General features: G+C 39.1%; 14 protein-coding genes. 6 read left to right on the top strand and 8 right to left on the bottom strand.

Translation table 11 applies throughout. The annotated features are described in order from the left end of the window. The first annotated feature begins 209 nt into the window (after positions 1-209). Positions 210-686 (top strand): acyl-CoA thioesterase, encoded by a 477-nt coding sequence (locus ACZZZC_RS20050; protein WP_463483749.1) that lies wholly within the window; start codon positions 210-212, stop codon positions 684-686. A gap of 75 nt (positions 687-761) precedes the next feature. Here the strand turns inward: ACZZZC_RS20050 and ACZZZC_RS20045 are convergent, their stop codons facing one another. The 5 genes from ACZZZC_RS20045 to kdpB form a co-directional block, all read right to left on the bottom strand. Beyond that, positions 762-2,519 carry a HAMP domain-containing sensor histidine kinase gene (locus ACZZZC_RS20045; protein WP_463488038.1) on the bottom strand — a complete coding sequence of 586 codons (1,758 nt, stop codon included), beginning with the start codon at positions 2,517-2,519 and terminating at the stop codon, positions 762-764. Between the two features lie 118 nt (positions 2,520-2,637). Continuing rightward, entirely contained in the window at positions 2,638-3,762 is a 1,125-nt protein-coding gene (locus tag ACZZZC_RS20040) for a sensor protein KdpD (RefSeq protein ID WP_463488037.1), read from the bottom strand. A 351-nt stretch (positions 3,763-4,113) separates the two neighbouring features. Further along, on the bottom strand, positions 4,114-5,184 hold the full coding sequence (locus ACZZZC_RS20035; RefSeq protein WP_463488036.1) for a porin: 1,071 nt from the start codon (positions 5,182-5,184) through the stop codon (positions 4,114-4,116). Positions 5,185-5,440: 256 nt separating this feature from the next. After that, positions 5,441-6,001: a potassium-transporting ATPase subunit KdpC gene (kdpC, locus tag ACZZZC_RS20030; RefSeq protein ID WP_463488035.1), complete on the bottom strand. Its 561-nt coding sequence runs from the start codon at positions 5,999-6,001 to the stop codon at positions 5,441-5,443. Positions 6,002-6,180: 179 nt separating this feature from the next. Further along, positions 6,181-8,208, bottom strand: a complete 2,028-nt coding sequence (gene kdpB / locus ACZZZC_RS20025) for a potassium-transporting ATPase subunit KdpB (RefSeq protein WP_463488034.1) — start codon at positions 8,206-8,208, stop codon at positions 6,181-6,183. Positions 8,209-8,340: 132 nt separating this feature from the next. Here kdpB and ACZZZC_RS20020 point away from each other — a divergent pair, with 132 nt between their 5' ends. Beyond that, positions 8,341-8,703 carry a four helix bundle protein gene (locus ACZZZC_RS20020; RefSeq protein WP_463483743.1) on the top strand — a complete coding sequence of 121 codons (363 nt, stop codon included), beginning with the start codon at positions 8,341-8,343 and terminating at the stop codon, positions 8,701-8,703. Positions 8,704-8,873: 170 nt separating this feature from the next. On the opposite strand, the gene kdpA is transcribed toward ACZZZC_RS20020, so the two are convergent. From kdpA to ACZZZC_RS20005, 3 genes are all read right to left on the bottom strand, one after another. Next, the gene (gene kdpA, locus ACZZZC_RS20015; protein WP_463488033.1) at positions 8,874-10,595 is read right to left on the bottom strand and encodes a potassium-transporting ATPase subunit KdpA; all 1,722 of its coding nucleotides are present in this window, start codon (positions 10,593-10,595) and stop codon (positions 8,874-8,876) included. Between the two features lie 186 nt (positions 10,596-10,781). Continuing rightward, on the bottom strand, positions 10,782-10,859 hold the full coding sequence (locus ACZZZC_RS20010; protein ID WP_082468366.1) for a potassium-transporting ATPase subunit F: 78 nt from the start codon (positions 10,857-10,859) through the stop codon (positions 10,782-10,784). Between the two features lie 333 nt (positions 10,860-11,192). Then, a complete protein-coding gene (locus ACZZZC_RS20005) occupies positions 11,193-12,530 on the bottom strand; it encodes a sigma-54-dependent transcriptional regulator (RefSeq protein ID WP_463488032.1) in 1,338 nt (445 codons plus the stop codon). Between the two features lie 118 nt (positions 12,531-12,648). Here ACZZZC_RS20005 and ACZZZC_RS20000 point away from each other — a divergent pair, with 118 nt between their 5' ends. The 4 genes from ACZZZC_RS20000 to ACZZZC_RS19985 all read left to right on the top strand — a co-directional run bounded on the left by ACZZZC_RS20000 (position 12,649) and on the right by ACZZZC_RS19985 (position 19,692). Beyond that, on the top strand, positions 12,649-15,117 hold the full coding sequence (locus tag ACZZZC_RS20000; protein ID WP_463488031.1) for a PIG-L family deacetylase: 2,469 nt from the start codon (positions 12,649-12,651) through the stop codon (positions 15,115-15,117). 102 nt (positions 15,118-15,219) lie between these two features. After that, positions 15,220-16,911 (top strand): sodium:solute symporter family protein, encoded by a 1,692-nt coding sequence (locus tag ACZZZC_RS19995; RefSeq protein WP_463488030.1) that lies wholly within the window; start codon positions 15,220-15,222, stop codon positions 16,909-16,911. Between the two features lie 35 nt (positions 16,912-16,946). Beyond that, on the top strand, positions 16,947-17,468 hold the full coding sequence (locus ACZZZC_RS19990) for a DUF2911 domain-containing protein (RefSeq protein WP_463488029.1): 522 nt from the start codon (positions 16,947-16,949) through the stop codon (positions 17,466-17,468). Between the two features lie 142 nt (positions 17,469-17,610). Continuing rightward, positions 17,611-19,692, top strand: a complete 2,082-nt coding sequence (locus tag ACZZZC_RS19985; RefSeq protein ID WP_463488028.1) for a glycoside hydrolase domain-containing protein — start codon at positions 17,611-17,613, stop codon at positions 19,690-19,692. Positions 19,693-19,727 lie beyond the last annotated feature (35 nt).

The following is a 19,727-nucleotide window of genomic DNA, read 5'->3' as shown; positions in this document are numbered from 1 at the left end:
CTACCGTTGTAGGATTGCTTCGTACCTCGCAATGACGACCTTTCTTAAAGTCATTTATATTGATTTATATGAAGTAGACTAATCCTCACAATAGCATGCATCGGAACAATAATGCTCAAGTTTTCATTTAAAAAATCCAAATTTCTTTCTTTGCGTTTTCACTTTTTGTACTTTGCGGTTGATAACTTAATCTACGCAAACTCACCATTATGGCCAGAACCAAAAACCACATCGAACTACAATTTTTAAGCGAACCATCTGATGTAAATTATGGCGGCAAAGTTCATGGGGGTATGATGATGAAGTGGATTGACCAGGCTGCGTTTGCCTGTGCTTTGCAATGGAGTGAATCTTACTGCGTAACGGTTTACGTAGGCGGTATCCGATTTTTCCATCCCGTACATATCGGGCATTTGGTGAAAATGGAAGCAAGGATTATTTACACGGGTAAAACCAGTATGCACATCGCTGTAGATGCTTATTCAAAACCTGTGGGTAAAGCCGATTTTGTTAAAAACACACACTGTATCATTGTTTTTGTAGCGGTAAATGATGAGGGCCAGCCACAACAAATTCCTACCTTTAAGCCGAAAACTGAAAAGGAAATTGCCATGCATGGCTACGCTATAAAATTAATGGAGTTAAGAAAAAGCATTGATAAAGAAATGGAACCTTACATTGTTTAGCCAACTTAGTGTTCAAATAACAATGGACAACTGTTCGAATCCCTTCGGCTCCACTTATTGTTTACGTTTCTTTTCTTAACTATTTGCAGAAATAGATGCTACACTTGGCAACACAAAACTAAACTTACTTCCTTCTCCAAGCGCACTTTCTACCCATATTTTTCCGTCTTCTGCTTCGATAAAATCTTTTGATATGGCTAAGCCCAATCCAGAACCAGATTTGTTTTGCCCATCAGTAGGTACCTGGAAATAGCGGTCGAATAATCGTTTTTGATATTTCTCTTCGATTCCTTTTCCATAGTCTTTTACCGAAAATTGAACGAAATTATCTCTATGAAAAACATCAATCACAACCTTCGATTTTTCTGAACTATAACGTAGGGCATTCGATAAAAAGTTTACCAAAACCCAAGCTGTTTTTTGAATATCGGCATTCACCTTTGGTAAATTTTCAGCGCAGTTGAGTTCGAGTTGAATTAGTTTCTGTTCAGCCTGAAATTTTACGGCATCTAAAGCATAATTTACAATTTCCTTTGGCTCGGTTAGGGCAAATGTTAACTTCAAATTTCCGGTTTCTACCTGCGATAAATCCAGTAATTCACCAGTGATTTTTAGGAGCCGGTCACTATCTTCCTTAATGTGGTTGAGTAGCTGATTTTGTTCCTCGTTTACCGAACCTACCCGATGATCGTTAAGGAGCTTCAAGCTCATTTTAATGGATGACAGGGGAGTTTTCAACTCATGCGAAACCGTAGCAATGAAATTTGTTTTGGCTTCATCAAGTTCCTTAAATTGAGTAATATTTTTTAACACGTAAACACTTCCTGCAGATTTTGACGATGCAGTCAGCGCTTTTTCATCCTGCTCATCATAATTTGGGATCACGATTTCGCGGTTTTCCAAAAGGAAGTAAGATTCCTTTTCATCGGCGTATATTTTAAGGGTTTTATCCTCCGTTTCGGGTTGGGTAATTCTTTTGAGCAATTCATTTTTTTTAACCAGTTCGGTGATGTTCTGGCCAATAATTTTTTCCTCATCAACACTCATCAGCTTTGCTGCCAAATGATTTAGAAACAACACTTCGCCTTTTTCATTTAACCCAATAATGGCATCTTGCATTTGTGCAATGATGGCTTCAATTCTCGATTTTTCTGACTTTATTTTGGAGAGGTTACTATTTTCCCACTCGTTCAGTTTCTTTACCATGACGTTAAACGCATCTGCAAGTTCTGTAAATTCGTCTTGATTATTGAAATGCAAACGTTGCTTGTAGTTTTTCCTGCTGATTTGTTTAATTGCATCGCTAAATTCTGCCAACGGATTAGCTACAAAGCCAGGGAAATTAACAATGAAAGTAAATAGAATTAAAAAACTTAAACCCGCTGCAATAGAAATATACAAATTGGCGTTGGCCGACGTTTTGTTTGCCAGTTCATTTTTATCGTAGATGGCTTTCATATTTATTTCTTCGATACTTTGCAGTGCAGATCGTAAGGTTTTCAAATCGATTTTTCCGGTAGGTTGCTGCAATTTCTTGTAAGCTAAAACCAGGTTTTGATAAGCGACTTTTTCACCATTCTCGGTGATATTTTGGCCCTCGTTTTTTAAGTTATCTTCAAATATTTGCGCTTGTCGTGTCGATAATGGAAATACTCCTTCATCCAAAATAGTTCGCATTGCAGCAACATATTTTAAGGATTTGTAATTGTCTTTCAGGATCACTTTTGATTTATCTGAAAGCTCGTTTAAGAAAAATAACGCAATTAATCCGAAGGATAAAACAATTATAAAGAGGAACCCGAATCCGAGACGAAGCTTGGTTTTAATTTTCATGGTGGTTTAATTTGTTAACCGCAAAGCTCGCCAAGTTTTTCGCAAAGAAGCGCAAAGTTAATTGTCCTAGTCTTTGTGTTCTTTGCGCCTTTTCTTTGTGTGCTTCGCGGTTAAATTTTTAAGAAAGTATAACCAAATCAATTTCTTTGGCAGCTAAATTACGCAACAGCTGATTAAAAATTGCCGTTCGCATGATTACCTGGAAAATATTTAAATGTGGCTTTCCAATACAAATGGTGGTGATTTCTTTTTCTATCGCCATGTTAATAATGGTTTGGGTAATTTGATTGCTTTTTGTTTTCACCACTTCGGCCCCTAGTTCTGTAGCGAGTTTAAAATGGTTAATGAGATGACGTTGTTTATCGAGCTTGATTTTATCGAAACTTTCTGCATCACTCTGTACGTAAAGCACCATCCAGGGAGAGTGGTAGTAGGAGGCAAGCCTTGCTGTTTTTCGAATAACCACACCAGCAGTTTCCGAATTAGAAGAGATGCAGGCTAAAAACTTTTCCGACCTCAACTTAACAGATTTTGGTATTTCGGTTTTAATTTTCCGCTCCACCTGATGAACTACTTCCTTTAAGGCCAGCTCTCTCAACTGCAAAATTTTATCTGATTGAAAAAAATTCGACAAAGCCTGTTCAATTTTACTTTTGTCGTAAATTTTGCCTTCTTTTAAACGCGTAACTAATTCATCAGCCGTTAAGTCAATATTCACAATCTCATCAGCAATTTCCAGGATTTTATCGGGAATACGTTCCGTTACGTTGATGCCCGTGATGCGTTCGATTTCTTCGTTAATACTCTCCAGATGCTGAATATTAACCGCTGAAATCACGCTGATACCAGCTTCCAGCAAATCGAAAACGTCTTGCCAGCGTTTGCCGTTTTTACTTCCTTCGGCATTGGTGTGCGCCAGTTCATCAACCACAACAATTTCAGGGTGCCGATTCAAAATTCCCTGCAAATCCATCTCCTCAATTTCTTTTCCCCGGTAAAAAATTTTCTTCCTGGCTATTAGGGGCAAACCATTCACCAAGGCTTCCGTTTCTACCCGCCTATGCGTTTCCACATAGCCAATGCAAACATCGATGCCATTTCTTAAAAGCGCATGGCTTTCCTGCAGCATTCGATAGGTTTTGCCCACACCAGCACTCATCCCAATATAAATCTTAAGTTTGCCCCTTCTCGATTTTTGTATGAGTTCGATAAAATGTTTAACCGAATCGTCTTTTTCTTGCATTGATGTTATGTTTTTTGTCATTGAGGAACGAAGAATCTGCAACTAATGAGCACTATTTTCACTTTTTCATGGTCTGTGTCCCCACAGACTATTACTTGTTTGTTAGCGTTTCGGTCTGTGAAGACACAGACCGAGGCGTTGGAATCGTCTTTTTCTTGCATTGATATTTTACTTTTTGTCATTCCGAGGAACGAAGAATCTTCAACTAATGAGCACTACTCTAACTTTTCCCATGGTCTGTGTCCACACAGACCATTACTTGTTTGTTAGCGTTTCAGTCTGTAAATACACAGTCGAGGCGTTAGATTGGCGCCGAAATATTCTGTGATTTCGTGCTTCCGTGGCAATATTTTAAAATGAAACAGCAATACTTGCTGTTAATGTTGTATTGGCATTAACGGAATTGTTTTCTCTAGCAAAAATTTTGTCATTGCTATCATAAGTTTTACCTTCCAACCTGACTACCGCATTTGGAATTGGCGAATAATCTACGTTTAAAGAATAACCTTTCGTTTTAAATCCATTTGGTGTTCCCGTAGATATGAAAATGCCGTTTTTGTCTTCGTAATATTCAAACCGACCGGCTACTTCCCATCTCTCTGCAAATTTGTATTGCGCAATAGCTACCGGAGAAAACACCTCATTTTTGCTGTGATTTTCTTTTGATTGCTGTTGAGTACCATAATCCAAACCGAGTGTTAGTCCGAATTTATCGCTGAGCTGGAAGATACCATAAATATTGTGGTAGAAACGGTTTACGCGAACGGAATCTGCACCTTCTGTTCCGAGGTAATTGCTATAATTAACCGTAATTTTTGGCGTTGGTTTCCAGGTTAACTGCAAACCACCTGCAGGTTTATTGTTTCCATTTTGGCGGGTAATTCTTTGCCATCCGTTGAGGTAGAGTAGGGTCGCTGTTAATTTCCCATCTTTTGTTCCATAGGTGATTTTAGCTCCAGATTCATAATAAGGTGTGTTTTCTGAAGAAATATTTCTTGTTAAAACCCAACAGTCTTTCGAAACGGCGCTTTCGAATCCGATGTGTGAGGAAAATATCCCTGCGTCAATCCATAGATTTTCTGTTTTGGAAAGTTTTACGCCGGCATTGGCTTCAAAAATATTTTTAAGTACGCCAGGCTCTGCGGCTAAATTCGCATTGGTGTAGGTACCAGCCATCAGCGCTAAATTCGCCCTGATCGAACCACTTTCGTAAGCTGCTTTGATAAAACCTAGGTTTAAATTCACTTCATTGGCCCGGTTGTGCGAGTAAATGAAAGCAGGTCTGCTATGGTCGGCTGGTTTGTTAAAATCGTAACTATAGTAAGTTTCCAGGTAACCGGAGAATTTTACTTTGGGTTCATCTTGTGCGAAAGCAGTTAGGGATGCTGTTAATGTTGTGATAAGGGTGATTAATTTTTTCATTATTATTGTGTGGATTTCAAGGTTTTTTTAATCGGCCGTCATTTCGACCGTAGTGGAGAAATCTTTGGATAATATGTTGAAAGGTTCAAAGATTTCTCCGTTCCGCTGCGCTCCAGTCGAAATGACGGACGCCGTTTAAGATTCTGATTTTTTAAAGCGGTCGTCATTGCGAGGTACGAAGCAATCTTAATGCACTTGCTGCTTGATAATTTTCGTTGTAGGATTGCTTCGTGCCTTGCAATGACGATTTGTCGAATTACAAGTTATCCAATGCCAAATTCAGTTTCAAAACATTTACTGATGATGGGCCGAACAATCCAAATAAAGGTTTTAGGGTATTCATAGCCACTAATTCCTTCACCTTTTGTTGAGTGATATTTCTTGCTTTGGCTACTCTTGCTATCTGAATTTCTGCACCTTGCTCGGAGATGTTTGGGTCTAAACCACTGCCCGATGCCGTAACCATATCAGCAGGGATATTTGATTTTTGTAAGCCAGGATTATATTTCAAAAGGGTATCAATTCTGGATTGAACTTCTTTTAAATAATCGGGATTAGATGGTCCTTTGTTTGAGCCGGCCGAGCCTGCAGCATTGTACTTAACAGCAGATGGTCTGCCCCAGAAATATTCGGGTTTGGTAAAAAATTGGCCCAATAATTCGTAGCCGATTGTTTTGCCATTTTTTACAATTTTCTCGCCCCCGCCATTTCCTGCAGCAAGTTTTCCAGCTATAGCAATGCTGAAGGGGTAGATGATGCATAATAATACGATTAAAACTAAGGTTAAGCGTAGCGACTGTATGATGTATTTTTTCATTTTTATTTAAATTTTAAGAGAAATAAGTGGTTGTTGATATTGGGAAATGGGTAATAGTGAATAGGGAATAGATTTTATTTTTTAGCGGAATGGATTTTTGGAAATAGGTATTAGTAAATGGGCTAATTGCCATTATTTCCTGAATCTATTCTCTATTTCCAATTCTCTATTCCCTATTTTTAAACAAATAAGCCAATTACTAAATCAATTAATTTGATGCCGATAAACGGAGCGACAATACCTCCGATGCCATAGATAAATAAGTTTCTGCGGAGCAATGCTGTAGCGCCAATTGGCTTGTAAGCCACGCCTTTAAGCGCCAGTGGGATTAATATCGGAATGATTATCGCATTGAAAATCACTGCCGACATAATCGCACTTTCTGGTGTGTGCAAGCCCATAATATTTAAACTTTGCAAGGCAGGAATTGAAGCAATAAACAAGGCTGGAACAATAGCGAAATACTTGGCCACATCATTTGCGATAGAGAAAGTAGTTAGCGTGCCACGGGTAATTAATAGCTGTTTTCCAATTTCTACAATCTCAATTAATTTGGTTGGATCATTATCCAAATCTACCATGTTGCCAGCTTCTTTAGCAGCTTGTGTTCCGCTGTTCATGGCCACACCAACATCTGCCTGGGCAAGTGCAGGCGCATCGTTTGTGCCGTCGCCCATCATCGCAACAAGTTTGCCTAAAGCCTGCTCGTCTTTAATGTAGTTCATTTTATCCTCTGGTTTTGCCTCAGCAATAAAGTCATCTACACCGGCTTTTTCGGCAATGTATTTAGCAGTTAAGGGATTATCGCCCGTTACCATTACTGTTTTAACACCCATTTTGCGTAAACGCTCAAACCGTTCGCTAATGCCTGGTTTAATGATATCCTGCAATTCGATTACCCCTAAAGCTTTTTCATTTTCAGAAACCACTAATGGCGTTCCGCCGTTGGTTGCGATGCTTTTCACATGGTCTGCAATATCCGAAGGAAAAATATTTCCTGCTTTTTCAACAATATTTCTAATAGAATCGAACGCACCTTTTCTAATCCTTCTTCCGTCGGCAGTATCTAATCCGCTGGAGCGGGTTTCGGCTGTGAACTTAATAAATGTTGAACCTGCTGGTGTGCCTGAATTTTTAAAGCCCTGCTCGTTTGCCAACTCAATAATTGATTTTCCTTCCGGAGTCTCATCTGCAAGCGAACTTAAAACACAGGCATCGGTAAAATCTTTAATCACTATGCCGGCAGTAGGGTAGAAGTGGGTTGCTTTGCGATTTCCGATGGTGATCGTTCCGGTTTTATCCAATAATAAAACATCAATATCGCCAGCCGTTTCCACCGCTTTACCTGATTTGGTAATCACGTTTGCTCTTAAAGCTCTGTCCATTCCGGCAATGCCGATGGCTGATAATAGACCGCCAATAGTAGTGGGAATTAAGCAAACGAAAAGTGAAATTAAAGCTGCAATGGTAATCGGTGTATTGGCGTAATCGGCAAATGGTTTTAACGTTACACAAACAATGATAAATACCAGGGTAAAACTGGCTAATAAAATAGTTAAGGCGATTTCATTTGGGGTTTTCTGGCGGGACGCACCTTCAACCAAAGCAATCATTTTATCTAAAAAACTTTCGCCTGGAGCTGTACTTACCTGAACTTTTATTTCATCAGATAATACTTTGGTTCCGCCGGTTACTGAAGATTTATCACCACCCGATTCACGAATTACTGGTGCAGATTCTCCGGTAATGGCCGACTCATCAATGGTAGCAATGCCTTCTATAATTTCGCCATCGGTTGGAATGGTGTCACCCGTTTCACAAACAAAAACATCTCCTTTTTTTAATTGATTTGATGAACGAATTTCAATCGTTCCGTTAGCTAAAAGAACTTTTGCTGGCGTTTCTTCGCGTGTTTTACGTAAGCTATCGGCCTGCGCTTTTCCTCTTGCTTCGGCAATCGCCTCTGCGAAGTTGGCAAACAAAACGGTTAATAGAAGTACCAGGAAGATGAAAAAATTATATAGAAAGGAGCCTTGTCCGCTGTGGTTAAAAGAATAGACCGTAACGTATGCCATCACGAGTGTGCCTACCTCTACGGTAAACATCACTGGGTTGCGAACCATTAATCTGGGATCTAGTTTGATGAAAGATTGTTTCAATGCAGTTTGCACTAAAGCAGGTTCGAACAATTTATTATTGGGTTTCATTTTGATTTTTAATTAATTTGAAAATTGGTAATGGGGAATTGGAAACTGATTGGGAATCTTAAATCATTGGTTGAAAATAAGTTAACCTTAAACTTGATATTTGTATATTCAAATAATTTAACGCCCTCACTTATGAAACCACACCAGAATTTAGAAGCATGGAAACAAAGTTTTGATTTGGTTAAAACTCTATACTCAGTTACTTCGAAATTTCCAATGGATGAAAGGTTCGGACTGACTTCACAGATACGCAGAGCTTGTACTTCTATACCTGTAAATATTGCAGAAGGCTCGGCCAGGAGGTCGGATAAAGAGCTACAGCAGTTCCTGTACATTGCCCTCGGTTCTGCAAGCGAACTAGATACTTTGCTACTCTTATCCAGAGAACTAGAATTTATTACACTTGATGATTTTGATAAAGTTTCCATCCAGTTAGATTTGATTTTTAAATTGTTGTTGGGCTTTATTAATATGGTTAAGAAAAGGATAGGATAATTGTGAGCTTGAGAATAGAGAATGAGTAATAGGTAGTAGGGAATGGATAATAGGGAATAGGAAATCGATTGGATGCATGATATATACAATATGTCTATTTCCATTCTCTTCTCCATTTCCTCTTGGCCTATTTCCCATTCTCTTATTTCTATTCTCATCCTCTCCATTCCCTATTTCCCTACCATTGAAAAATATTCTGCCAAAGGTCCTAAGGCCAGGGCTGGAAAGTAAGACAATGCATTGAGCACTAAAATCACGGCGAACGTCATCAAGGCAAAAGTTTTTGTATCGGTTTTTAATGTTCCGGCAGATTCAGGAATGAACTTTTTAGCGCCAAGCAAACCTGCAATGGCAACCGGACCAATAATCGGTAAGAAACGACCAAGAAAGATAATAACTCCGGTAAGCAGGTTCCAGAATACATTATTATCGCCTAAACCTTCAAATCCAGAACCATTGTTTGCGTTAGCGGAAGTAACCTCGTACAACATTTCGGAGAAACCATGGAAGCCTGGATTATTTAACCAGTTTTTCGGCTGTGTTGCCCACCCTGCATCAGCATAATTGGTAAACACGTAACTTGAAATCGCCGTGCCAGCCAGGATCAAAAACGGACTTAATAAAGTGATGATCGCCGCAATTTTGATTTCTCTTGCTTCCACCTTGTGACCTAAAAATTCCGGCGTTCTGCCCACCATTAATCCTGAAATAAAAACTGCGATTATTAAATAGATAGAGTAGTTTAGCAAGCCAACGCCACAACCACCATACAAGCCGTTAATCATCATGGCTAGCAATTGCCATAAACCTGTTAGCGGCATCGTGCTATCATGCATTCCATTAACCGAACCTGTAGAAATTACGGTAGTTAACGTGCTCCAGTAGGCAGTTGCGGCAGGTCCGAAACGAACTTCTTTGCCCTCCATTGCGCCTGTAGTTTGTGCAATTCCCATTTTGGTTAGCGCTGGGTTTCCACCGAGTTCCGAGCTTAGGGTTGGAATCATCAGCATAAATAACCCGATGGTCATCACGCCGAAAATCGTCCAGCCTAGTTTTTTTCTTCTGATGAAATAGCCGAAGGCGATAACCATTGCAATTGGAATAATTACCTGGGCAATCATTTCGACCATATTGGTTAAATAACTTGGGTTTTCGAATGGGTGGGCAGAATTTGCACCGAAATACCCTCCGCCATTCGTTCCCAAATGTTTTATGGCAATCATTTGCGCCGCTGGTCCTCGAGAAACATTTACTGTATCACCTTGTACGGAAAGAAATTGATCTTTAGCATCATAACTGGCCGGCGTTCCGTTAAAGGTTAAAATTAGCGCAATAACAATAGATAGAGGCAGCAATAATCTGGTAATCGCCTTTATAAAAAACTCCCAAAAATTACCAAGTAAGATGGTTGTTTTATCTCTGAAAGCTTTAAATAATACAACCGCCGCTGCAATACCTGTAGCAGCACTTACAAACTGAAGAAACATCAGCACAAATTGTTGAGTGAGATAGCTGACGCCACTTTCGCCCGAGTAATGTTGAAGGTTACAGTTTGCTACGAAGCTAATAATGGTATTGAAAGCCAAATCTGGCGTCATACCAGGGTTACCATCAGGATTAAATGGGAGCTTATTTTGAAATATCAGCATAAAAAAACCGTAAACCAACCACAAGATATTTATGGTTAGTAAAGCTTTTAGCTGTTGTTTCCAGTTCATTTGCTCCTTAATATTGATGCCGGATAATTTGTAGATTCCATTTTCGAGCGGCTTTAAAAAGTCTGTCCAAACTTTTTCTCCTGCAAAAACCTTCGCCAAATATTTCCCCAACGGGAAGGCGATAATTAAGGTTAAGAGGAATGTGGCAACAATGCCAATTAATTCAGTGTTCATTTTTTTTGTTTTTGGAGAATAGGATGTTATGAAGGAGGAGATGGGGAATAGATATTTGGAAATGGGAAGTAGCTATTTGGAAATAGACTATCATTCTATTTGCTATTTCCCATTGCCTAGAATATCTGTGAATAGGCTATTTGCTATTTCCGATTCTCCATTCCCCGCTATCCATATTCTCTGTTTTTAAAATTTTTCAGGTTTAATCAATACGTAAATCATATAGATAAATACGGCGATTGCGATGATGAATAGTGCTAACATGGCTTTAAATTTTTTCGAACCAATCAATTGATTTGTAAGTTGCCCAACAGAGCAGAAGGATTACGAGTAATAGGATAATTGTCATAACTTATTGTTTTATGAAATGCCTATTGCCAACTCTTATGCCGATGAGTACGGGGAGATTTTAATTTGCTGATTGCAAGATGTTTATATGTTTTATTGAAATTTTAAGCATAAAAAAACCCTTCCAAAATGGAAGGGTTTTTTTCGTTTTGGAGTGATCTCTCAAAACTGCTGAAGCAAAATTTAAAAGTAAGTTGTTCCTTTCATCTCAACAAAATTCGAATTGCCGCTTAAGATAAGGCGACGATTCTACAATTCTCCTATGCCATATTCTTCAATTTTCCGGTATAGTGTGGTTAAGCCAATGCCCAACAATCTTGAGGTTTCTGTTTTGTTTCCTTTGGTGTGGATCAATACCTTTTGGATGTGCTGTTTTTCGATTTGATTTAAGTTAAATTTATTTTCCTGAGGGGTAAATTCAAAAAAATCAGGTGGAAGTGCTGCGGTATTTAATTGGGCTCCATCAGAAAGAATGACCAGTCTTTCAATTACATTTTTTAGCTCGCGAATATTTCCTTTCCAACTATACTGCTGAAAAGCGTTCAATATATTGTCGGTCATTTTTAATCCTGGTCGGTTAACTTTGATCGAAAATTCGCTCAGGTAATATGCTGCCAACGCAGGTATGTCTGCTTTTCTTTCTCTTAGTGGTGGTAGCGTTATTGTAAAAACAGAAAGTCGGTAATAAAGGTCAGCCCTGAATTTACCTTCTGCTGCGTCAACTTTTAAGTCTTTATTTGTTGCAGCAAGCACACGCACATTCACCTGCTGCGTTAGAGTATCGCCCACCTTTATAAAACTTTGGTTTTCCAGCACCCGAAGAAGTTTGGCCTGTAAATCGAGAACCATTTCGCCAATTTCATCGAGAAACAAAGTACCACCATTCGCTTCTTCTAATAAGCCTTTTTTATCTTTATTTGCTCCTGTAAATGCACCAGCCTTATAACCAAAAAGTTCACTCTCCAGCAATTCTGGAGAAAAACCACTACAATTCAACGCAATAAAAGGCTTGGCAGCTCTTGGACTTTCCTGATGAATAGACTGGGCAAAAACTTCTTTTCCTGTTCCTGTTTCGCCCAAAAGTAAAACGGTAGTATCTGTTTTACTTACTCGCTTTGCTAGATCAATGGCCTCTTTTAATGCTTTTGATTGGCCGATAATTGTTGCGAAACTATGCTTTGAATTTACTTTCTTATCAAGTTCAAAAATACGTTGCTGAAGGTTAGCCTTTTCCATCGCCCGATAAAGCAACGGAATGATCTTTTCGTTGTCATCACCTTTTACGAGATAATCGAAAGCGCCGTTTTTTATCGCTAAAACACCATCAGCAATGGTGCCATATGCTGTAAGGTTGATCACCTCGGTATAAGGCTTGAGCGATTTTATATCTTTTACCAACGCTACGCCGTTTACATCCGGCAACTTTACATCACTGATCACTATGCTTACATCATTGTTTTTTAAAAGATTTATGCCTTCTTTACCGGTATTCGCCTGAAGGGTTTTAAAGCCTTCCAGCTCAATAATTCTTGAAAGCAGGCTGCAGATTTTTTTTTCATCATCAATGATGAGGACGATGCCGTTCATGGGTGTAATTTATGGTGCAATATTAAGGATTAATAATTATTCTTTATTTGTACCTTTTTCATTTCTACTACGCTAAATAAAACCATTTTAAGCATCTTTGTCTCACAAAGCAAATTCTATGTTTAAAAAGCTAACCCTGGTATTCATTTCCTGTTTCATCTGTTTTTTCTCTTTCGCTCAACAAGTTAGGCCAGCAAAGTCATCTGAAATTTTTCGTGAAATTAAAACGCTTCGGCATATTCCAAAGGTTCTTTACCTCGCGGCACACCCCGATGATGAAAATACCGGTTTGTTATCCTGGCTAATAAATGAACAAAATGTAGAAACTGCGTATTTGTCATTAACCAGAGGTGATGGAGGACAAAATTTGTTAGGAACCGAACAGGGTGCTGCTTTGGGATTGATCAGAACGCATGAGTTGTTGGAAGCAAGAAAACTGGACGGGGCACAACAGTTTTTTACCCGGGCAATTGATTTTGGCTTCTCTAAAAATACCGATGATACTTTTAAACAGTGGGATGCGGATAGCATTACCGCAGATGTAGTTTGGGTAATCAGAAAATTCAGACCCGATGTAATTATTTGTCGTTTTCCGCCAACTGCGGCTGCAGGGCACGGGCAACATGCGGCATCTGCGGTGGTTGCCGAAAAGGCATTTAAAGCAGCTGCAGATAGAAATATGTTTCCAAACCAGTTAAGGTATGTTGATGTTTGGCAACCGAAAAGATTGCTTTGGAACACTTTTCGCTTCGGTTCGGTAAATACCACCTCCGAAAATCAATTGAAGGTTACTGTAGGGCAATTCGATCCACAACTCGGAATGGGTTATGGCGAACTGGCTGGGTTAAGCCGAAGTTTACATAAAAGTCAGGGAGCGGGAACGCAATCTGTAGCGGGAGTTAGGACAGAATATTTTACCCATGTTGCGGGCGTTCCTGCAAAAGAAAGTCTTTTTGATAAAATTCCGCTGAATTGGTCGGAAAAAGGAATTGATAACATTGATGAGTTGATTGATATTATTCTGTTATCTTTCGATTATAATCATCCAGATAAAAGCTTGCATGGCTTGTTAATGCTGCGTAAAAGAATTTTGGAAATTCAGGATGTGAGATTGAAGGAAGACAAACTGAATGCGATAGATCACATTATTTTAAGCTGCACAGGTTTTATGGGCGAAGTGGTCACTAACCAGGCAGAGGCTATTGCAGGCAGCAGCTACAACTTCAGTTTAAATGTAATTTCGAGAGGGGCTCCACCAGTAATTCTTGAACAGGTTAATTGGATCAATCAAACTGATGTGTTAAATAGAAGGATTTCTGGCGATTCGCTGATCAACATCCAGCGTAAAATTCAAATCCCTTTAAATGCAGCGCTTACAGAACCTTACTGGTTAGAAAAACCGGCGAAAAATGCAGCAACATTTAGCGTGGCCAATGATACATTGATCGGTTTGCCAGAGCTTGCATCTCCATTAAATGTTTCGGTTGTTTTAAAAATCGGAAGCGACAAGTTTACGGTTAAACTTCCACTTTCATATAAAAAACTCGACCCGGTAAAGGGTGATGTGGTAGAGCAGTTGAGGATTATTCCGGCAATGGATTTAAGTTTTGCCGAACCGGTTTATTTCGCAAAAGAGAAGGAAGATTTGAAAGTAACCCTTCGCTTAAAGGCCAACAAATACATCAATTATGGTAAAGTGATTTTTAGGGTAGGAAATGCAACTATAGCCACTTTCACTGGTATCAATTTGCCAGAGAATACCATTACAATTAAAGATTTTATATTGCCTGCTGGCGATCTGGCGAAAATAAAAACTCCTCAAAATAAGCTTGAAGTTGTTTTTTCTTCAGAAAATAGTGAGTTTACAAAAGGCCAGGTGATGATCCAGTATCCACATTTGCCATCGCTGCAATACTTTGTTCCAGCCACAACCTGGTTATTAAAAGGCGATGTAAAAGTGTTGGCGAAAAAGGTGGGCTATATCCAGGGTGCAGGAGATTTAATTCCTGAGTTTTTGCGCCAGGCTGGTTTGCAGGTTGATGTTTTAACCGAAGCCGATATTTTAAATCCAAGCAAGTTGGCATCTTATGATGCCGTTGTAACAGGCGTGAGGGTAATAAACACAGATAAACGGATTAAAAATTGGCAGGTGGCGCTTAAAAGCTATGTAGAAAACGGTGGAACAATGGTGATGCAATACAACACCACTCAAGATATGGCTTTGCAAGATTTTGGCATATATCCATTCAGTATTAGCAGTAAAAGGGTTACAGAAGAAAATGCCGCTGTTAAATTTCTTAATCCAAATCATAAACTGTTAAGTTATCCGAATAAAATTACCGCAGAAGATTTTAATGGTTGGGTACAGGAACGAGGCGCTTATTTCCCAGATAAATGGGATGATAAATACGAGACACTCTTCGAAATGAATGATACTGGGGAAGAGCCGTTAAAAGGATCTACATTATATGCAAAATACGGTAAAGGCAATTTTATTTACACACCACTTGCATTTTTCAGGCAATTGCCAGCAGGAAATATAGGTGCCGCAAGGTTGTTTTTCAACTTTATATCAGCAGGGAAGTAGGATGAAAAACCAGCTCAAAAATTGGAATACATGGTACGTTTTGCTTGCATTAGCACTGGTTTTCCAAATTGTATTTTATTACCTGTTTACTAGATTTTGGGCATGAGTAATATTGATTGGTTAGTACTCATATTTACTCTGCTGGCTGTTGTGGCTTACGGTGTTTTTATCGGCAGGGGGCAAAAAAGTAATGCCTCATACTTAAAAGCCGACAACCAAATGCCTTGGTACATTGTGCTTATAGGCATTATGGCTACCCAAGCCAGTGCCATTACCTTTCTTTCTGCGCCCGGCCAAGCCTATACTGATGGAATGCGTTTCGTTCAGTATTATTTTGGTTTGCCATTGGCGATGATCGTCATCTGCATTACCTTTATTCCGATATTTCAGCGACTAAATGTTTATACCGCATATGAATATCTGGAGCAACGTTTCGATAAAAAAACGAGGGTTTTAACCTCGCTGTTATTTTTGTTTTCCAGGGGATTATCAACCGGGATCAGCATCTATGCGCCAAGTATTATTCTATCAAGTGTTTTAAACTGGAATATTTACTTAACCAATGTTTTAACCGGTGGAATTCTATTAATTTATACTTACGTTGGTGGTGCAAAAGCTATTGCCCATACCCAAAAGCTTCAGTTCCTGATCATTCTGGGTACCATGGCATTTGCTGGGTATTTATTGGTTCAAAACATGCCTAATGGCGTTGGTTTCGGCGATGCGCTTTATCTTGCTGGTAAATCAGGAAAGCTGAATGTGATCACTACCGATTTCGACTGGAAAGACAAATACAACATCTGGAGCGGCTTAATCGGTGGATTTTTTCTTGCACTTTCTTATTTCGGTACCGATCAAAGTCAGGTGGGCCGCTACATTACCGCCAAAGATAATACCAATGCCAAAATGGGTTTGCTGTTAAATGGTTTAGTTAAAATTCCAATGCAGTTTGCCATTCTTTTAATCGGTGCATTACTGTTTGCTTTCTTCTCACTAAAACCAGCGCCTATTTATTTCAATGAACGTTCTTATCAATATTTAAAAGAAACACAACCACAGCAGGCTGCGGTTTTTGAGGGCGAACATCAACTGCTTGAAGAAAAGTTTAATGCCCAGTCGAAGGCTATTTTAGCTCAACGAGAAAAAAACTCTCCAGAATTAAATGCTTCAATTGCGAATTTTAAAGAAACCCAAAAAGATGTTAAAGATTTGCACAGCAGGGTAGAGGTGGCCATTAATAAAGCAAATTTTAATGCCGAGAAAACGGATACCAATTATATTTTTCTGTATTTCGTTAAAAATACTTTGCCAGTGGGTATGATTGGGTTATTGTTTGCCGTCATCTTTTTAGCCAGCTGGGGGTCTATTTCAGCGGCCTTAAATTCATTGGCCGCCTGTTCATTAAAAGATGTGCATTTAGTTTTCAGTAAGCGAGCCATGGACGATGCCACGGAGCTAAAGTACAGTAGGTTACATACTTTGGGTTGGGGGATATTTTCTATTGCGGTAGCCATGTTTGCCACACAAATGGGTTCACTTATTGAGGCGGTAAACGTTCTTGGTTCTCTTTTCTACGGTCCTATTCTCGGTATTTTCCTGGTTGCTTTTTATTTTAAGAAAATTAACGGATCAATTGTTTTTATTTCGGCTATTCTAGCTGAAATTGTAGTTATTGGTGTTTATGAATTTGATGTGGTATCATTCCTTTGGTTAAACGTAGTCGGTGCCGCTGCAGTAATAATTTTTTCGACTTTAGGATTATTATTTTATCGGCGCAAAGCATTAGATTCGTAAACTCAAAACAACAAAAACAAATAAATAATATTACTATGAAAACGATGATTAAATCTGTTGCATTGCTTTTTACCGCAATAACGATTTCAGTAAGTGCAATGGCGCAAGATGCCGCTCAGCCAAAACCAAGTCCTTCGGCAACCGTTACAGGAAAAGTTAAAGGCGCTACCATTACTATCACTTATAGCAGCCCTGCTGTTAAAGGACGTAAAATTTGGGGTGGTTTAGAAGCTTACGATAAAGTATGGCGTGCAGGTGCCAATGAGGCGACCACTTTTACCACTGATAAAGATATTATGGTTGAAGGTAAAGCACTTGCTGCTGGAAAATATAGCTTCTTTTTAATCCCGAAAGAAAGCGGTACCTGGACAGCAATTTTTAATAAAGAACCAAAGCAATGGGGTGCCTATAAATACGAAGAGGCAAAAGATGCTTTACGTGTTGAGGTGAAAACCAAACCTTTAAAAGCTACTCAAGAGCGTTTAATTTATAAAATCACTAAGACTGGTTTTTCTTTAGATTGGGATAAAGTATCTGTTCCGGTAACGATCAAGTAAGAAGCTAAACAATTTTTATAAGCCATTTCGGAAACACCGGAATGGCTTTTTTTTTGGTCAAGAATAGCCTTTGTAAAGAAAGTATAACATAACCTGTACTTCACGCTAAAATGCTATTTTAGGCCGATTTTACATCCCCCATATGAAACTTGCACTTAATATTATCGCTACTATTTTTCTTCTCCATTTGAATGTTCTGGCACAAAAGAAAGCCGTTCCTTTTTCCATCAAAACGCAACGGCCGGTTGATTTAGTGAACGTTTTTTTGGGCTCTTCAGGAGATCATGGGCAAATGTCGCCAGCGGCATCTTATCCATTCAGTATGTTAAGTATTGGCCCTCAAACCTATCCAAAAACCCACACCGGTTACGAGTATCTGGCTAAAAAGTTTGAAGGATTTACACACAATCGTTTTGAAGGAGTAGGCTGCCAGGGTTCGGGTGGAAATATTTTTATCAAACCCTTTTTAGGGAAGGATCCAATGCAGTCTACGTTAATCAAATCAACTGAAAAAGCTGGACCGGGGTATTACCAGGTAGGTTTTGAAAATAAAATTGATGCCAGCTTTGCTGTTGCAGCTAACGCAGGCAAGCATGTTTATCATTATCCCAAAGGAGAAAAAGGGATTTATCTCGATTTAGGCTATGCATTTAATGGCGCTTTTGTAACGGAAGAACATGTTGTAGATGGGAATGCTGTTTCGGGCTGGATAGAATCAAAAACGACATGTGGCGTAGGTAAATACCGGATTTACTATTATCTGGAAATTACGAGCAAGGTGAACTGGGAAAAACTATCAGAACATAAATTAGTTGCCAAACTAAATGCTGCAGCTACTTCAGCAGAAATAAATGTGGCACTCTCTTCTGTTAGTGTCGAATCGGCAAAATCGGCCATTTTAGATCAAACGCTAGAAGCCATTAAAGATAAAAGTGCTGCGGAATGGAACAAAAATCTGGCTAAAATTGAGGTGAGTGGCGATGTTGATAATGCCAAGCTTTTTTATTCGCTTCTTTATCGTACTATGCAATCTCCCTATGTTATTTCTGATCAGGATGGACAATACCGCAATACCAAGGGTGAACTTCGGAAAGCCAAAGAAATAAGATACAATGGATGGGCCATTTGGGATAATTATCGTACGCAACTGCCGTTGCTCTCCATCATTACACCAGAACGCTACGCCGGAATGGTTACTTCCATTGCTGATTTGTACCATTCAGGAAAGAAGGATTATGCAGGTCAAAGCGAACCATCAAATACTGTTCGCAGTGAACATGCAATTGTGGTTTTATTGGATGCCTATCGCAAAGGTTATCCTGTCGATTTTGCGGGTATTGCTGATTCGCTGGAGAAAGAAGTTAAGGGATTAGATTACAAATCGCCTGATAAGGCACTAGAATCGAGCTATGATAATTGGGCTTTGGCAGAAATTTTTACGATTTTAAAGCAGCCTGAAAAGGCAGAGATTTATAAAAACAAAGCACTCGAATATAGAACCTATTGGAACAAGGATTTTAAAGATATGAGTAAACGGGATGTTGACCAGATGCAGGCAAGAGGTTTGTATCAAGGTACCATTTGGCAATACAGATGGTTTGTTCCTTACGATTTTAAAGGGTTGATGGCACTTGATGGGGGAGAGGAAGGCTACATTGCCAAGCTGGATGAATTTTTTGCTAGAGATTTGTATAACCATGCCAATGAGCCTGATTTACAGGTGCCATTGATGTATAACGTAACCAGGCAAGGATATAAATCTCAATATTGGATGCACCAATTGGCCGCCGATACCGTTATTCAAAATTATTTCAATGATAATAGTAGGGGGATTGGAAGTTATATTGGTAAAATCTATAAGAATCAACCTGAAGCTTATCTACGAACTATGGACGATGATGCAGGAGCAATGAGTGCGTGGTATGTTTTTACGGCAAGCGGATTCTCTCCTGCTTGCGTAGGCTGGCCGGTTTACTATCTTAACGTACCGCTATTTCCATCAGTTACCTTCCGCTTGCCAAATGCAAAAACATTTAAGGTAGAGGTTGCTAATTTCAGCCCGAAAAATAAATATATTAAACAGCTGTTTCTTAATGGCAAGCCCTTTAATAGAAATTATATTACGCAAGAAGATATCAACCGAGGCGGCATATTAAGAATTGTTTCTTCAGTTGAGCCTGTTAAAGTTTCGAGCACAGAAAACTGGATTTCCAGCATAGAATAAAATGATTAAAAATCTTCAATTTTAAATGAATTCGA

The organism is Pedobacter sp. AC212 (genome assembly GCF_979258625.1).
Note: the sequence above shows the minus strand (reverse complement) of the source record. Positions and strands in the feature narration are given on the sequence as shown.